Consider the following 15465-nt stretch of genomic DNA (forward strand, 5'->3'; position numbering starts at 1 on the left):
CTGTTGAGCGCCTGAATCTGATGAAGCAGTTGAGCCTTGCGTCTGGGTTTGAAGTGTCCTCTAAACGCACGCGCAAGCGGGTGTTTCTTGAAGAGATGGACCAGGTGGTGCCCTGGCGCGAGCTGGTAGCGCTGATTGAGCCCCACTACTGGGGTAAAGCCTCGACGGGTCGCCCACCGTTTCCCTGCGAGCTGATGCTGCGAATTCACTTCCTGCAACAGTGGTTCGGGCACTCCGATCCCGCCATGGAAGAATCCCTTCACGATGTGCCGCTGTATCGCGAGTTCATTGGTATTGATCCCGGAGCCGATCGTCTACCCGACGAGAGCACCATCCTGCGCTTCCGGCATTTGCTCGAACAGCACAAGCTGGCCCCCGCCATGCTGCAACTGATCAATGAACTGCTGCGCACACGGGGGCTGATGCTCAAAGCCGGTACCGCCATTGACGCCACCCTGATCCACGCCCCCAGTTCGACCAAGAACAGCAGCGGCGAGCGCGATCCGGAAATGCACCAAACGAAGAAAGGGAATCAGTGGTTCTTTGGTATGAAAGCCCACATCGGTGTGGATGCTGACTCCGGGCTGGTGCACGCCGTTGCGGGTACTGCTGCCAACGTCCATGACCTGACGCCGGTCGACGAGCTGCTGCATGGAGATGAAGAGCATGTGCACACCGACGCGGGCTACCAGGGCATCGACAAGCGCGAAGAACTCAAGCACCACACCGTTGAGTGGCAGGTCGCGATGCGCCCCGGCAAGCGCCGGGCATTGCCCGACACACCGATGGGCAAACTGATCAGCGAAATTGAAAAAACCAAGGCGCGCATTCGCGCCAAGGTCGAACATCCTTTCCGGGTGATCAAGCGCCAGTTTGGCTACACCAAGGTTCGCTACCGGGGATTGGCCAAGAACACTGCCCAATTGCAAACCCTGTTTGCCCTTTCCAACCTGTGGATGGTGAGGCGACGACTGATGGTTGCGGGATAGGTGCGCCTGATGAGCGCCAAAACCGAGGTTATGCAGCGATTCGAAGCCAAAACGGGCAATGCGAAGCCTCGAATCTCGATCCTCCGGTACGACTTTCGTCACCGCACGCTTGGCAGCCCGTCTCAGCATGGGTTTTTCAGATGATCCTTAGCGTGGTCGTACGCAAACTTGGCCTGCGCTCATTCAGCGGTAGAGTCTGGCGCCAAGAAGTACAGCCGCCTGAACTACATGATCAGGGCGCGGTTAAATAAGGGGCTTGTATCTGGAAAGATGAGCATGCGCTCAACCTTTGACGATGAGCGAATAAAGTATCAATATCCAAAATCTTGCTGTTACTAACCTTCTCAAAAGAAATGTCACCCTGCCGCATATTTGCACTCGGGCTGTCGGAAGAATGATTTCACGAGTTCGGGTAGCCGCTGGATTCGTCGGAGCGCACCGATGGCAAGGCGCTTCATTTCATCTTTGCTCTGCACCAACTGGCGCGAGACCTGCCGTTTCACATGGGCCCAGACCTGTTCGTCGGGGTTCAATTGCGGCGAGTAGGGCGGCAAGAAGAAGAGCTTGAGCTGTCCATTCAGGCTGTCGACGTAGTTTTTGATCAGCTTTGCCTTGTGGATGGGGTGACCGTCGACCACCACGAAAACCGGCTGCTCGGCCCCGATCATCAACCGCTTCAGAAATTCCCGAAACACCTGCGAAGTCACTGAGCCCTCATGGACCATAAATCGGAAATCTCCGCGTGGACTCACCGCCGAGATCATGTTCAACGAGAAGCGTCGTCCGGTGACTTGCACCACCGGGGTCTGCCCACGCGGCGCCCAGGTGCTGCCGGTGTGGTAGTCCGACCGAATGCCGGACTCGTCGGCAAAGTAGATCGTCGCGCCCGCTGCACGCGCCTCGGCCCGGATGGCGGGGTAGGTTTCCTGTTCCCATTGATGCACCAACGCCGCATCCTGCTGCCAAGCCTGATACAACGGCTTCTGTGCACTGAAGCCCAGCAGCTTCATGATTCGGCTGACAGAGGCCAGCGACAGCTTCTTGCCAAACTCACGGCGAATCAGTTCGGCAATCAGCGACAGCGTCCAAAGGCCAAACTGAAAGCGGTACTGCAACGGCGAGTGATCCCGTACCGTCTGTGCGAGCCAGCGCATCTCGTCAGCACTGACCTTTGGTGGTCTGCCGGGGATGGGCTTGGCCAGCAGCGCGTTCTGCCCGCCATTGACAAAGTCAGCCAACCACCTGTGAACACTGCGAACGTTCACACCAAAAGCCGCAGCAACACTTGCCGCAGGCTGGCCTTCACGCATGGCCTTGATCGCCTGCTGTCGCATTACCTGCAATGAATGATGATCGATAGAACGACCATCCGATGAGCGCTTGCATTTCATGGCCGTATTGTCTCATATTATGACAATACTTTCTAAAAGGTTAGTACTGCGGCTCAGAGCATAAAATCCATATGGATCATCTCATCCCAAGAATAAATGGCGGTAGCGATAGCGCGGACAATCTTGTATGGGCTTGTCGTTCTTGTAATAGCTCGAAAAGAGATAGGGATGTTCTGCGTTGGTTGCATTCCAAAGAAATGCGGCCATCCATTCTATTACTACGTCGATATCTAAAGCTTGTTGCAAGGTACTGCGATGAAAATTACTTGCTTGACGAACCGCTGACAGAGGTCATAAAAAAAGATCTTCCTTTCGATATCATGGCCTTGCCGTATAAACTGGATAATCTTGAGGGGCTCGTTCTTTGGGTAAACCCCCAATCGCCAGCCGGGGCTGAGACTGCTCTCTAAGGATCATCTGCAAAACCCCTCTTCATGGGACAATTCATGTCTCGTCGATGACCTGTTGAGCGCCTGAATCTGATGAAGCAGTTGAGCCTTGCGTCTGGGTTTGAAGTGTCTTCCAAGCGCACGCGCAAGCGAGTGTTTCTGGAGGAGATGGATCGGGTGGTGCCCTGGCAGGAGCTGGTGGCGCTGATCGGACCGCACTACTGGGGCAAGTCGACGACGGGGCGCCCGCCTTTTGCCTGCGAGCTGATGCTGCGGATTCACTTCCTGCAACAGTGGTTCGGACACTCCGATCCGGCGATGGAAGAGTCCCTGCACGATGTGCCCATGTATCGGGAGTTCATCGGCATTGATCCCGGCGCTGATCGTCTGCCCGACGAGAGCACCATCCTGCGCTTCCGGCATCTGCTCGAACAACACAAGCTGGCCCCCGCCATGCTGCAACTGATCAACGAGCTGCTGCGCACGCGGGGGCTGATGCTCAAAGCCGGTACCGCCATTGACGCCACCCTGATTCACGCCCCCAGCTCGACCAAGAACAGCAGCGGCGAAAGGGACCCGGACATGCATCAAACGAAGAAGGGCAACCAGTGGTTCTTCGGCATGAAGGCCCATATCGGCATAGATGCCGACTCCGGGCTGGTGCACTCCGTTGCCGGTACTGCCGCCAACGTTCACGACCTGACGCCGGTCGATGAGCTGCTGCATGGGGAGGAGACTCAGGTACATACCGACGCGGGCTACCAGGGCATCGACAAGCGCGAAGAACTCAAGCACCACAACGTTGAGTGGCAGGTCGCGATGCGTCCGGGCAAGCGCCGGGCGCTGCCAGACACGCCGATGGGCCAGATCATGCGAAAGCTGGAAGAGACCAAGGCCCGCATCCGCGCCAAGGTCGAACACCCCTTCCGCGTGATCAAGCGCCAGTTTGGCTACACCAAGGTGCGCTACCGGGGATTGGCCAAGAACACCGCCCAACTGCAAACCCTGTTTGCCCTCTCCAACCTGTGGATGGTGAGGCGACGACTGATGGTTGCGGGATAGGTGCGCCTGATGAGTACCAAAACCGAGGTTATGCAGCGATTCGAAGCCAAAACGGGCAATGCGAAGCGTCGAATCTCGAGCCTCAGACCCGACTTTCGTCACCGCACGCTTGGCAGCCCGTCTCAGCATGGGTTTTTCAGATGATCCCTAACTGTCAGGTCCCGGATGATCGAACCCTTCAAACTCACGCTGGACTGCTGATGAGCCGAGCGGCCTTGAAAGCGTCAGGCCGCAGTCCGTAGCTCTTCCCGAATGACCTTCCGCAGCGTGCGCTCCAGCGTGCCGTCACGTTCACTGATGTGCATGCGCAAGGCTTCGTTGATCAGTGATTGGTAGTTGCCGCCGCCCTTCACCTGGTCGCGAAACCAGGCCAGCACGTCGGCATCCAGCCGGATGGTGATTCGCTCCTTGCCCTCATTCGCCTTCTGAAGGCGCGCAAGCGCGGGAACACCCTTGGCACTCTTTGCATTGCTGAAGTCGTCGCCCCTGAAAAATCCCCAACCATCTGAATATATTTGAGAAATGTCTGTTTTGTAGCTTCGTGAATCGCCGATATTTGCGATAATTGCATTCAGAAACTGGCAAATTCTGAGGTGTTGGACATGCGTCATCGCAGTTCACCGGTCGACGGGCCTGAAGCCCGGTCTGAGGATCTTTTTCGATCACGCCTGGACCAGATGATCGAGATGCGCCACCCCCTGATCCAGTTGGCTGCGGTCATGCCCTGGGAGACCTTGGAGCGCGAACTCTCAAGTGTGCTGCCCCCCGCGCCCGCTGGCGCAGGGCGTCCCGCTCTGCCGTTGCGGATGATCATCGGCTTGCTGTATTTGAAGCACGCCTACAACCATTCTGATGAGCAGGTCTGTGCCCGCTGGTTGGAGAACCCCTATTGGCAGTTCTTCTGCGGAGAGGTGTTTTTCCAGACCCGCTTCCCCTGTGACCCCAGTTCACTGACGCGTTTCCGTCAGCGGTTGGGAGAAGCCGGCGTCGAAGAACTGCTGGCCCAGACCATCGAGGCTGCCAAGGGTTTGAAGGCGGTGCGTAGTGCCGATCTGGAACAGATCATCATCGACTCCACGGTGCAGGAGAAGAACGTCGCTTACCCCACCGACAGCCGCTTGCTGGAGATTGCCCGGCACAAGCTGGTGAAGGCCGCCAAGGCTGAAGGCATCACCCTGCGACAGAGCTACGCCCGTATCGGCCCGGCGCTCAGATTCAAAGCAGGCCGCTATGCCCACGCCAAGCAGTTCAAGCGCCTGCGCCGGACGCTCAAGAGCCAGCGTACCCTGCTGGGGCGCCTGATTCGGGAGCTGCATCGCAAGGCCCATGCAGATCAACTGCAGCGGCTTGCCACCGTGCTGGAGCGCGCCGAGCGGTTGCGTACCCAAAAGCCCAAAGACAAGAACAAGCTCTACGCCCTGCATGCCCCGGAAGTGGAGTGCATTGGCTTTGGGCTTGCGCCCGCCAACCCTACGAATTCGGCGTCAAGGTCGGCATTGCCATCACCGCAAAGAAGGGCCTGGTCGTCGGGGCCCGCAGCTTTCCGGGCAACCCCTATGACGGCGACACCCTCGAAGAGCATCTTGAACAGACCGCCATCCTCACCGGCGTCAGCCCCAAGACCGCCATCGTCGATCTGGGTTATCGCGGCAGGCAGCCTGACAACATCACCATTGTTCACCGAGGCAAGCGCAAGACCCTCAAACCCCCGCAGGTCAAACTGCTCAAACGACGACAGGCGGTCGAACCGACCATTGGCCACCTGAAGGACGAACACCGCATGCGGCGCTGTCACTTGAAGGGACAACTCGGCGATGCCCTCAACGCCGTATTGGCCGCTGCCGGCTACAACATCAGATGGTTAATGCGATGGATCGCCCTTTCTTGGGCCCAAATCCTGTGGGTACTGAAATCGATGTCAGCAGTTCAAGACCGACATCAAGCTCAATTCCCGATCACAAGCGCCGTCAGGTGACGGGCAGAGTGAATTCTTCAGGGACGACGAAGTCGTGGTTATTGCGCATGGCGATCACTTGAACGAAATAATTCAAATGATGTGGGGCGTCCTGTCGGTCCACACCACCACCAGCAAGCTCAGCGACATGCTCATGCCCAGGGTGACGTAGCGGACCTCGCCTTCTGCATCCGGGTCTTCATCATTGCGGTTGTTGCGGAATCGGCCCATCGCACCGCATGACTGCTTATCAATCCGTCAACGGCGGCCTGGGCGATGACTCCGGCCATTGCTGGGGGTGGCGCTTGAACTCGGTCAGGTCGTAGCCCATGTCGCCAATCATCTGTCGATAGCGTTCGAAATCGGCTTCGCTCATGTCGGGTTCGCGGGCCATGAGCCACACGTAGTCGCGCTTGTTGCGGGCAATGATGGTGACCGAGTAGTCGGGCTCAAGGTGCACGATGCGGTACTCGCCCTTGAACGGCCAGACGAATTGCATGCCCCACAGCGCGTTGTTGGTGCCGGGCTCGACAAAGCCTTTCGGCGTATCGGTTTTCAGCTCGCCGTCAAACGCGCCATCGCGGTACTGATAGGTGGTGGCGATGGTGCCGTCGTCATTCAATTCGTAGTGCTCAACGCCGTTGTGGGCGTCGCGCACCAGGAAGATGGGCGTAAATCCGATCTCGTACCAGGTGCCCATGAAGCGCGGCAGGTCAACCTCGGGGACGAGCGGAATGGGGTCGCGTTTGGGTCCGAACATAGAGCAGCCACTCAGTAGGGCGACAGCAACGAATAGTGAAATGATTTTCATGCCGTGTGTGCCGAAAGTTGATTGATTGGACGCCAGCTTGCACCACTGGCCCTTGCCGCAGGCTGTCCGCCATTCTGAGGCCACCACCGGTGTGGGGAGCGCTTCGCTTTCATCGGCGAAACGCTCTGCGCTCAGCGCAGGCCAAAACGCCAGTTCTCGCGCCACCAGACCCACCCCATCAGCGCGTAGGTGACCATCATCAGCAGTGCATACCACCACTCAATGGCGTTGAGCAGTGCGCGGCAGTCATCAACGATGAACTGCAACGGCAGGCTGGCCAGCCCCAGCAGAATGAGCGCGGCGAACACGCTCAAGAAGCTGCGTCGCTGCCCGCGCGACAGCACGCCAGACCCCACGGCGACGCTGATCAGCCACATCTGCGCCAACACCGTGAGGGCAAAATACAGATTGATGCCATAGCGCCGCAGCAGGCGCGGCGCGTCACCGTCTTCGCCCAAGAATGTCGCGTAAAGCAGATAGAACAGCGTGCCGCCCCAGCCACACGCCAGGACCAGCCAGCGCCTGACCAAGGCGTGCGGTGCGCGGTCACGGCACCACTGGGCAGCCAGCCACCAATACAAGACCATCAGGGCCGCCCAAGGCATCATCGCCGCGCGAAACAGGTAGATCGAGCTGCCCGAACGCGCGGCCGCGCTAATGGAGGTGCAGCCGTCCCAGTAAGGCCAGCACCACGAAAGATGACCGCCTGCCGCCGAGTTGAAATACGCAAGATGAATGATCAGCACCGGCCAGAGCGCGGTCATCCACGCCACGGGAGCCAGCGGCCAGCCTTGCGAGCGCGAGGTCATTTGAGCCAGAGATTAGTGATTCCCCGCGGCAATTTCACCTGCGCGTCCGGTCGCCTCGGGCGGTGAAGACCCTTATTCTCGAATGCCTCGGGCATGCCGCCGCAAACGTCGATCCGGGTTTGAGGTGCCCAACGCCATTCAGTCGAGCTGCCCATGCCGCGCGAATTTCATGACCTTGCCGAGCGGCAGTTGAACCACGAGTCGGGTGGCGCGACTGCCTGGGGCAATTTTGGCGACTGGCAGACCGCGCAAACTTACCCGGCGGCGTGCACGGCGCTTGCCGATCAACTCGGCACGCGACTGGCCCTGAGCGCCCGATCCCGCGTGATGGATGTCGGCTTCGGCTGCGGCGATCAATTGCTGCACTGGGTTCGCCACTACGGTGTGCGCCAACTGGCGGGACTCAACCTGTCGTCAAGCCAGACTGACTTCGCCCGCCAGCGGCTGGCCGATGCCGGTCATCCCAACATCGCCGCCGCCTTGATGGTGGGCAGCGCACGCGACCTGGTCCCCCAGGCAACCGCCGGCGGGCAGGCGCGGCCCGACACCGTGATTGCGCTGGACTGCGCGTATCACTTTGAATCGCGCACCCGCTTCCTGACCGACGCAGCCAATGTGCTCGCCCCCGGCGGGCAGCTTGGCGTCACCGACTTGGTACTGGCCCGGGACACGCGTCCGTGGCGACACGCCGCAGCGCTGATGTTCATGACCCGCAGTGCCCGCATCCCGCGTGCCAACCTGGTCACCGCAGACACCTACCGCGCCCAGTGGCGGCAGGCGGGGTTTGCCGAACCGGCTTTTGTCGACATCAGCGAGCAGGTGATGCTGCCGTTTGGTGACTGGCTGCGCCGCTATAAACAGAGCCTTGCGCCCGCGCTCAGGGCCCGCATCAATTGGCGCAAATACGACGCTACGGCCGCTTTCATGCGCTGGGCCTGTCGTGAACGGGTGCTGCGCTACATCGTTTGCGTGGGGCAAAAACGCTGACCCCGACCGCGGGCATGGCGCCGCGATTTTCAAGCGTTGCACGCTGTTCGCCGAGGTTGGCGTCTATTGGCCTCGCTTGCTAGGGTTTGAGCGAGCGTGTCGTATCGACGCAATTTTCGACGGCCGCTCGAACACCCATTCGAATGAACAACGGAGAAACCCTATCCATGAAGACGCCACTTCGCGCAGGATTGCTCGCCGTGCTGATGCCCATGTCGGCCGCCATGGCGCTGGACACCGAATGCAGCCGCCCCGAGGCACCGGCGGTTCCAGACGGCGCCAAAGCAACCGAAACCCAACTGGTAGACGCACAAGAGGCCGTTCAGGCGTTTATTGGCGAAGGTGACAACTACCGCAATTGCCTGGTCGCCGAGGCCAAGGCGCTGGGCGAGCCCGAAACGCCCGACGACGAGGCCGTGCAAGCCGAGTACACCGACGAATTCAACGACATGGTGGAGGAGATGCAGGCCGTGGGCGCGCAGTTCAACGAGGCGGTCAAGACGTTTAACGCGCAGTAGCCGCTTGGGTCACGCCCCGCCCGATTCGGACGGGGCGTGACCTTTGTCTGATCAAAATGCCGCCTCGGCACGCGTCGACTGGCGGTTCAGGGTCGACTCATACCCACCCCGTAGGCTCCCCCCTGTCGCGACAAACTCCATACCGACAGGATGTTCACAAAATGAAAAAACTTGCTCTGATTGCCCCCGGCTTCATGTTGGCCAGCAGCCTGGCCATGGTGCCCAGCTTCGCCGTCGCCCAGACCGGGCCTTCCATTTACGGCGGCGGCGGCATTGGCTACTTCCGGCTCAACGACGACGACTTCCTCGACGAGGATGACGATTTCAAGGACAACCGCACCGGCTGGCGCGCCCAGGTCGGCGCCCAACTCAACCCGGTCTTCAGCCTCGAAGGCGGCTACGTCGACTTTGGCGATCTGAATGACGGCTCGCTCAAGTTCAGCTCCGACGGCGCTTTCGCCGCAGCCCTGGTCCACCTGCCCATCAGCAGCAGCTTTGCGCCCTTCGCCAAGATCGGTCAGTTGTGGTGGGATGTTGACCGCGATGTCGAAGCCGGCGGCCCGCTCAGCCCGGCGCTGTCATCGAGCGCGGATGGCAACGACACGTTCTATGGCGTGGGTCTGCGTATCGGTGAAGGTCCCGGCCTGCAGATGCGCATCGAATATGACCGCATGGAAATTGACGACGCCGACGTTGACATGGGCTCGGTCAATCTGCAGTACCGCTTCTAGGCCACTGAATGCATCACCCGGAAAGCACCGGCCTCGCGCCGGTGCTTTTTTGTGCGCGACCGAATCCACCGCCCATCGCGCCTGACCCAACGCCCACGCGGCGCGACGCGCAACGTCACCCGCCATTGCTATGCTCACGCCAACCCGGCCCTGAGACGATCATCATGCTGCGCGCGAGCCTAATTGCCATTGCCCTTTGTTGCGGCCACGCCGCGCACGCAGACGTCCTGAACCTGCCCTCGCAGCGCGACGCATCGTCATCGACCGTCACCCTGCCGCAACGCGGCGAGCGCATGAGCGCCGTGCAGGCCCAGTTCGGGACGCCCGCCAAACGCTTCGCCCCGGTCGGTGGCGGCAAGCCGCAGCACCCGCCGATCACCCGCTGGGATTACGCCAATTTTTCGGTCTTCTTCGAACGCGAATGGGTCATCGACGCCGTTGTGAAAGACTCGCCGGCACCGCTCAGAAACACCGAAGCGCTGCGTTCCGGCCCCTGACCCAAGGCGGCAGTCATGCCCCTCAACACTGTTGACCGAGATCTCAATGAAACCCAGCCTGCCCGCCGAATGGGCGCCGCAAGCCTTCGTGCAACTGACCTGGCCCCGCCGCGAGGGTGATTTCTCGCGCTGGTTCGGCGAGGTCGAGGCCAACTTCATTCGCATTGCCGTCGCCATCGGTCAGTTTCAGCCGGTGCTGATCGCCTGTCCCGACGACGCCGACGCGCTACACCGCCGCCTGCTGGCCGAGGGCATTCCACCCGAACACCTCAGCGTGCTGCCAGTGCGCGCCAACGACGTCTGGGCGCGTGACCATGGGCCGATCACCATCCTGCGCGGCAGCACGCCCACGCATCTCGACTTCCAGTTCAACGGCTGGGGCGGCAAGTTCGACGCCGACCTCGACAACACCGTCACCCAGCAACTCGCCGAGTTGGGCGCCCTGCCCGGCCGCATCGACACGCTGGACTTCGTGCTGGAGGGCGGCGCCATCGAGTCCGACGGCCTGGGCACCCTGCTCACCACCGAGCGCTGTCTGCTCGCCGCCACCCGAAACCCGAAGCTGGGACGCGGCACCATCGAGCAGAAACTCGCCCACTGGCTGGGCCTCAGCCGCATCCTGTGGCTGAAGCACGGTGACCTGTTGGGCGATGACACCGACGGCCATGTCGACACCATTGCCCGCTTCTGCACGCCCGACACCATCGCCTACCAGGCCTGCGACGACGAGGCCGATCCGCACTTCGCCCTGCTGCAGCCGATGGCCGACGAACTGCGCGCGCTGAAGAAGGCCGACGGCACGCGCTACACGCTGATTCCGCTCCCCCTGCCGCGCGCCCATTTCGATGAAGAAGGCCAGCGTCTACCCGCCGGCTATGCCAACTTTCTGATCGTCAATGGTGCCGTGCTGGTGCCGACCTACGACGACCCGGTGAACGACCCCATCGCGCTGGAACGCTTGCGGCCCGCCTTTCCGGAGCGTGAGGTCATCGGCGTGGACTGTTGCGCGTTGATCCGCCAGTTCGGCAGTCTGCACTGCGTCACCATGCAAGTGCCCCGCTGAGAGCGTCATGACCACACCGACCCCCAACACCCTTGCCGTTGCCCTCGTCCAGCACGCCTGCAGCGCCGACCGCGCCGAAACCACCGCGCGCACCGAAGCCGGCATTCGCAAGTCCGCCGCCGAGGGTGCGCAGTTGATCGTGCTGCAGGAGCTGCATACCTCGCTTTACTTTTGCCAGCACGAGTCCCCCGACCTGTTCGACCTGGCCGAACCCATTCCCGGCCCATCAACCGAGTGGTTGGGCGGGCTCGCTGCCGAGCTGAATGTGGTGATCGTCGGCTCGCTGTTCGAGCGCCGCGCGCCGGGGCTTTACCACAACACCGCCGTGGTGCTGGAGCGCGACGGCCGTCTGGTCGGCACCTACCGCAAGATGCACATTCCCGACGATCCGGGCTATTACGAGAAGTTCTACTTCACGCCCGGCGACCTGGGCTTCGAGCCCATTGACACCTCGGTGGGCCGCTTGGGTGTACTGGTCTGCTGGGATCAGTGGTACCCCGAGGCCGCAAGGCTGATGGCGCTGGCCGGGGCCGACGTGCTGATCTACCCGACCGCCATCGGCTGGAACCCGGACGATGCCCCCGAGGAACACGCACGGCAGCGCGACGCGTGGATCACCATTCAGCGCGCCCACGCCGTCGCCAACGGCCTGCCGGTGCTGGTCTGCAACCGTGTCGGACACGAACCCGACCCCACCGGCCAACTCAGCGGCAGCCAGTTTTGGGGCAACAGTTTTGTTGCCGGGCCACAGGGGGAGTTTCTCGGCCAACTCGGTGCCGAACCCGATGTGCTGCGCGTCGATGTTGATCTCGCCCGCAGCGAACAGGTTCGCCGTTGGTGGCCATTCTTGCGGGATCGACGAATTGATGCGTACGGGGACCTGGTGAAGCGGTTTCGGCGTTAAAGCCTCGCAAGGCAAGCGTCCACCCTCGACGCCATTTGCCGCGCCGCAGCATTGGAGTGTTCCGCCGGCCATTGTCGCCACGGTCAATCAGGTTAGTGTGCACTTGTTCACTTTCCTGCTTGGAGACAAGCCATGCCCGCTTACAAAGCCCCGCTGCGCGACACCCGATTTCTGCTCAACGAAGTCTTTGATTTTCCGGGCCACTATGCCGGACTGAGCAACGGCAAAGATGCCGATCCGGACACCGTCAACGCCATCCTCGACGAGTGCGGCAAGTTCTGTGAAGAAGTGCTGTCGCCCCTGTATCTCACCGGCGACGCCGAGGGCTGCCGCCTTGAAGACGGTCAGGTCATCACCCCCAAGGGTTACAAGGAGGCCTACGCGCAGTACGTCGAAGGCGGCTGGCAGGGTCTTTCGCACCCGGCTGAGTACGGCGGTCAGGGCTTGCCGATGAGCCTGGGCCTGCTCAAGACCGAGATGATGGGCACCGCCAATTGGCCCTTTTTGATGTACCCCGGCCTGTCGATGGGCTGCATGAACACCATCATGCAATACGGCAATCCCGAGCAGCTGGCCACCTACATGCCGCCACTGACCGAGGGTCGCTGGACCGGCACCATGTGCCTCACCGAGCCGCAGTGCGGCACCGACCTGGGCCAGATCACCACCAAGGCCGAACCACAGGCTGACGGCAGCTACCGGATGACCGGCACCAAGATTTTCATCAGCTCCGGCGACCATGATCTGGCCGAGAACATCGTCCACATCGTGCTGGCGCGCCTGCCCGACGCCCCGCCGGGGACGCGCGGCATTTCTTTGTTCATCGTGCCGAAGTTTCTGCCCAACGCCGATGGCAGCGTCGGTGCGCGCAACGGTGTCAGCGTGGCCTCGCTGGAACACAAGATGGGCATCAAGGCCTCGGCAACCTGCGTGCTCAACTTTGACGACGCGGCGGCTTACATGATTGGCGAACCCAACAAGGGGCTGGAGGCCATGTTCACCTTCATGAACACCGCCCGCATCGGCACCGCCATTCAGGGCGTTGCACACGCCGAGCTGGCCTTCCAGGGCTCGCTGGCCTACGCCAAGGATCGCCGCTCGATGCGCGCGCTTTCGGGCAAGAAACAACCCGAGAAGAACGCCGACGCGATCATCCACCACGCCGACGTGCGGCGCATGCTGCTCACCCAGAAAGCCTTCGCCGAGGGCGGCCGGGCGATGATCTACTTCGCCGCGCAGTACGCCGATCACATGGTCAACGGCATCATCGAGGGCGACGACGCCAAGTTCAAAAAGTGGGATGACAAACTGGGCTTCTTCACCCCCATCCTCAAGGGCTTCCTCACCGAAATGGGTCTGGAGGCGGCCAACCAGGGCATGCAGGTGTTTGGCGGCCATGGCTACATCTGGGAGCACGGCATGGAGCAGATCGCCCGCGACGCGCGTATCGCCACGCTCTATGAAGGCACCACCGGCATTCAGGGCCTCGACCTGCTGGGCCGCAAGGTATTGCTCACCAGCCGCGGCGCCTGCGTCCGTGAATTCACCGGCCAGATGGCACGCTTCGCAATCGAAAACCTGCGCCATCACGGCCTGCGTCGTTTCGCCAGCGACATCGGTCGTTACGCCGCCGAATGGAACGTGCTGACCGTGCGCCTGATGCTGGCCGCACGCAAAGACCGTGACGTGGTGTCGTCGGCCTCGCACCACTTCCTGATGTATTCCGGCTACGTGATGATGGGGTACTTCTGGGCGGTGCAAGCAGCCGTGGCGCAGAAGAAGCTGGTCGAAGGCGGCGGCGCCGAAACGGCCGAGTTCTACAAGGCCAAGCTGGCCACGGCGACCTTCTACTTCGATCACCTGCTGCCGCGCGCCAAGGGCCATGCCGCATCCATGACCAAGCCCAGCAGGTCCATGACTGCAATGCCCGAAGCCGACTTCGCGTTTTCCTGAAGCGGCGGACGGCTACTCGCAGCAACGGGGCCCCGGCACTGCCGGGGCCTTTTTCATGGTTTCGATGGCGTATCGGTGGACGTTGCGGTGATCCTGGCGTCATGGAATTGCAGCGTCAGCGGGGCATCCAGGCGCACCTGCGCCGCGCGCGTCAGCACCGTGCCACCAGCGTCGCGGACCAGCACAAAGCCGCGCGCCAACACGCCGCTCGGCGACAGTGCCTGCAAGGTGCGTTGCGCCATCTGCCAGCGCTGCTGCTGATGGCGCAGCCCGCGCTGCACGGCCATGTGCAAACGACGATCCAACTCGGCATGACGGGCGATTGCCTCGGCCGTGCGGGCACGCGGGTCGCGGCGCAGCAAGCGCTGTCTGAGACCCATCAATAATTGGAGCCGCTGTGACTGTGCGCGGCGCTGATGGGCCTCGAGACGCAGCACCCACTCATCCAGCCGCTGTGCCAGGGCTTGCAGCCGATGGGTGGGGCGCTGCCGGACCAACTGGGCCGATAAACGATCAAGACGCTGGCGCCGCTCCATGAGCCCACGCGAGGTGGTCAGCGCCAGACGCTCGGTCAACCGCCGCAGCCCCAGTCTGATCTCGAGCTGATCGGGCACAGCGCGCTCGGCTGCACCTGTCGGTGTCGGTGCGCGCAAATCGGCCGCCAGATCCACCAGCGTCGTGTCGGTTTCGTGACCCACGCCGGTGATGACCGGCACTGCGCAGGCGCGAACCGCCCGCACCACCTCGGCCTCGTTGAAGGCCCACAAGTCTTCGATGGAACCGCCGCCACGGACCAGCAACAGCACATCCGCCCGGGCGCCCCAACGCGCGTCGCGCAGCGCCGCAGCAATGGCCGGCGCAGCTCCCTCGCCTTGCACCAGCACCGGAACCAAGATGACGGGCACCAGCGGAAACCGACGCGCCAGCGTGGTCATCACATCCTGCACGGCGGCGCCGGTGGCCGAAGTGATCACCCCAATGCGGCGCGGCAGGACGGGAATGGCCCGCTTCAGCACCGGGTCGAACAATCCCTCGGCCTGCAATTGCGCTTTCAGCGCCTCCAGCGCAGCCAGCTTGGCGCCCAGACCTGCGGGCTCCATGTGCTCGCAGATCAGTTGCAGGTCGCCGCGCGCCGGATACACGCTGAGCCGCGCCCGCACGCGGACCTGATCGCCATTGTTCGGCACCGGTTTGACCAGCCGGTTGGCGGGCTTGAACATCGCCGCGCGCAACTGGGCTTCGCCGTCCTTCAGCGTGAAGTACCAGTGGCCGGAAGCGGGGCGCGCAAGGTTGGAGATTTCACCTTCGACCCACACCGTGCCGAAGTTGGATTCGATGACGTCGCGCAGCAGGCGGCTCAGTTCGGAAACGGCGTAGACGGTCGGGAGGGAAAGCGGTTGCATCCCC

The 15465-nt window shown here is 61.9% G+C and carries 15 protein-coding genes and 2 pseudogenes; 11 read left to right on the top strand and 6 right to left on the bottom strand.

Annotated elements, in window-relative coordinates:
• Positions 1-20: 20 nt before the first annotated feature.
• Positions 21-989 (top strand): IS5 family transposase, encoded by a 969-nt coding sequence (locus U741_RS0114605; RefSeq protein ID WP_029889639.1) that lies wholly within the window; start codon positions 21-23, stop codon positions 987-989.
• 356 nt (positions 990-1345) lie between these two features.
• On the opposite strand, the gene U741_RS0114610 is transcribed toward U741_RS0114605, so the two are convergent.
• On the bottom strand, positions 1346-2380 hold the full coding sequence (locus U741_RS0114610; RefSeq protein ID WP_029888535.1) for an IS630 family transposase: 1035 nt from the start codon (positions 2378-2380) through the stop codon (positions 1346-1348).
• Between the two features lie 56 nt (positions 2381-2436).
• Here U741_RS0114610 and U741_RS20035 point away from each other — a divergent pair.
• Together U741_RS20035 and U741_RS0114620 are read left to right on the top strand one after the other, a co-directional pair.
• Positions 2437-2790: pseudogene (locus tag U741_RS20035) on the top strand (HNH endonuclease); the annotation flags it as partial.
• Between the two features lie 72 nt (positions 2791-2862).
• Complete coding sequence (locus U741_RS0114620) at positions 2863-3831, top strand: IS5 family transposase (RefSeq protein WP_029891190.1); 969 nt, start codon at positions 2863-2865, stop codon at positions 3829-3831.
• Between the two features lie 224 nt (positions 3832-4055).
• Here the strand turns inward: U741_RS0114620 and U741_RS19050 are convergent, their stop codons facing one another.
• Positions 4056-4346 carry a BrnA antitoxin family protein gene (locus tag U741_RS19050; RefSeq protein WP_366504379.1) on the bottom strand — a complete coding sequence of 97 codons (291 nt, stop codon included), beginning with the start codon at positions 4344-4346 and terminating at the stop codon, positions 4056-4058.
• 87 nt (positions 4347-4433) lie between these two features.
• Between U741_RS19050 and U741_RS18660 the strand changes: the two are divergent.
• Positions 4434-5806, top strand: a pseudogene (locus tag U741_RS18660) (IS5 family transposase).
• Positions 5807-5878: 72 nt separating this feature from the next.
• On the opposite strand, the gene U741_RS19440 reads toward U741_RS18660, so the two are convergent.
• The 3 genes from U741_RS19440 to U741_RS0114645 form a co-directional block, all read right to left on the bottom strand.
• Entirely contained in the window at positions 5879-6016 is a 138-nt protein-coding gene (locus U741_RS19440; protein ID WP_161776249.1) for a BrnT family toxin, read from the bottom strand.
• Positions 6017-6035: 19 nt separating this feature from the next.
• Positions 6036-6545 carry a lipocalin family protein gene (locus tag U741_RS0114640; RefSeq protein WP_235200461.1) on the bottom strand — a complete coding sequence of 170 codons (510 nt, stop codon included), beginning with the start codon at positions 6543-6545 and terminating at the stop codon, positions 6036-6038.
• 182 nt (positions 6546-6727) lie between these two features.
• A complete protein-coding gene (locus U741_RS0114645; protein WP_152551629.1) occupies positions 6728-7360 on the bottom strand; it encodes a hypothetical protein in 633 nt (210 codons plus the stop codon).
• Between the two features lie 198 nt (positions 7361-7558).
• On the opposite strand from U741_RS0114645, the gene U741_RS18665 reads away from it, so the two are divergent.
• From U741_RS18665 to U741_RS0114680, 7 genes are all read left to right on the top strand, one after another.
• Positions 7559-8392, top strand: a complete 834-nt coding sequence (locus U741_RS18665; RefSeq protein ID WP_052378868.1) for an SAM-dependent methyltransferase — start codon at positions 7559-7561, stop codon at positions 8390-8392.
• A gap of 167 nt (positions 8393-8559) precedes the next feature.
• A complete protein-coding gene (locus U741_RS18670; protein ID WP_152551630.1) occupies positions 8560-8910 on the top strand; it encodes a hypothetical protein in 351 nt (116 codons plus the stop codon).
• A gap of 161 nt (positions 8911-9071) precedes the next feature.
• The gene (locus U741_RS0114660) at positions 9072-9641 is read left to right on the top strand and encodes an outer membrane beta-barrel protein (protein WP_029891196.1); all 570 of its coding nucleotides are present in this window, start codon (positions 9072-9074) and stop codon (positions 9639-9641) included.
• A gap of 164 nt (positions 9642-9805) precedes the next feature.
• Positions 9806-10138 (top strand): hypothetical protein, encoded by a 333-nt coding sequence (locus U741_RS0114665; RefSeq protein WP_029891197.1) that lies wholly within the window; start codon positions 9806-9808, stop codon positions 10136-10138.
• Positions 10139-10184: 46 nt separating this feature from the next.
• Entirely contained in the window at positions 10185-11201 is a 1017-nt protein-coding gene (locus U741_RS0114670; RefSeq protein ID WP_029891198.1) for an agmatine deiminase family protein, read from the top strand.
• A 7-nt stretch (positions 11202-11208) separates the two neighbouring features.
• Positions 11209-12105 carry a carbon-nitrogen hydrolase gene (locus U741_RS0114675; protein WP_029891199.1) on the top strand — a complete coding sequence of 299 codons (897 nt, stop codon included), beginning with the start codon at positions 11209-11211 and terminating at the stop codon, positions 12103-12105.
• A 132-nt stretch (positions 12106-12237) separates the two neighbouring features.
• Positions 12238-14058, top strand: a complete 1821-nt coding sequence (locus tag U741_RS0114680) for an acyl-CoA dehydrogenase C-terminal domain-containing protein (protein ID WP_029891200.1) — start codon at positions 12238-12240, stop codon at positions 14056-14058.
• A gap of 53 nt (positions 14059-14111) precedes the next feature.
• On the opposite strand, the gene xseA is transcribed toward U741_RS0114680, so the two are convergent.
• Positions 14112-15461 carry an exodeoxyribonuclease VII large subunit gene (gene xseA, locus U741_RS0114685; protein ID WP_029891201.1) on the bottom strand — a complete coding sequence of 450 codons (1350 nt, stop codon included), beginning with the start codon at positions 15459-15461 and terminating at the stop codon, positions 14112-14114.
• Between the last annotated feature and the right edge of the window lie 4 nt (positions 15462-15465).

Origin of the sequence: Polycyclovorans algicola TG408 (genome assembly GCF_000711245.1) — a bacterium.
GTDB lineage: Bacteria > Pseudomonadota > Gammaproteobacteria > Nevskiales > Nevskiaceae > Polycyclovorans > Polycyclovorans algicola.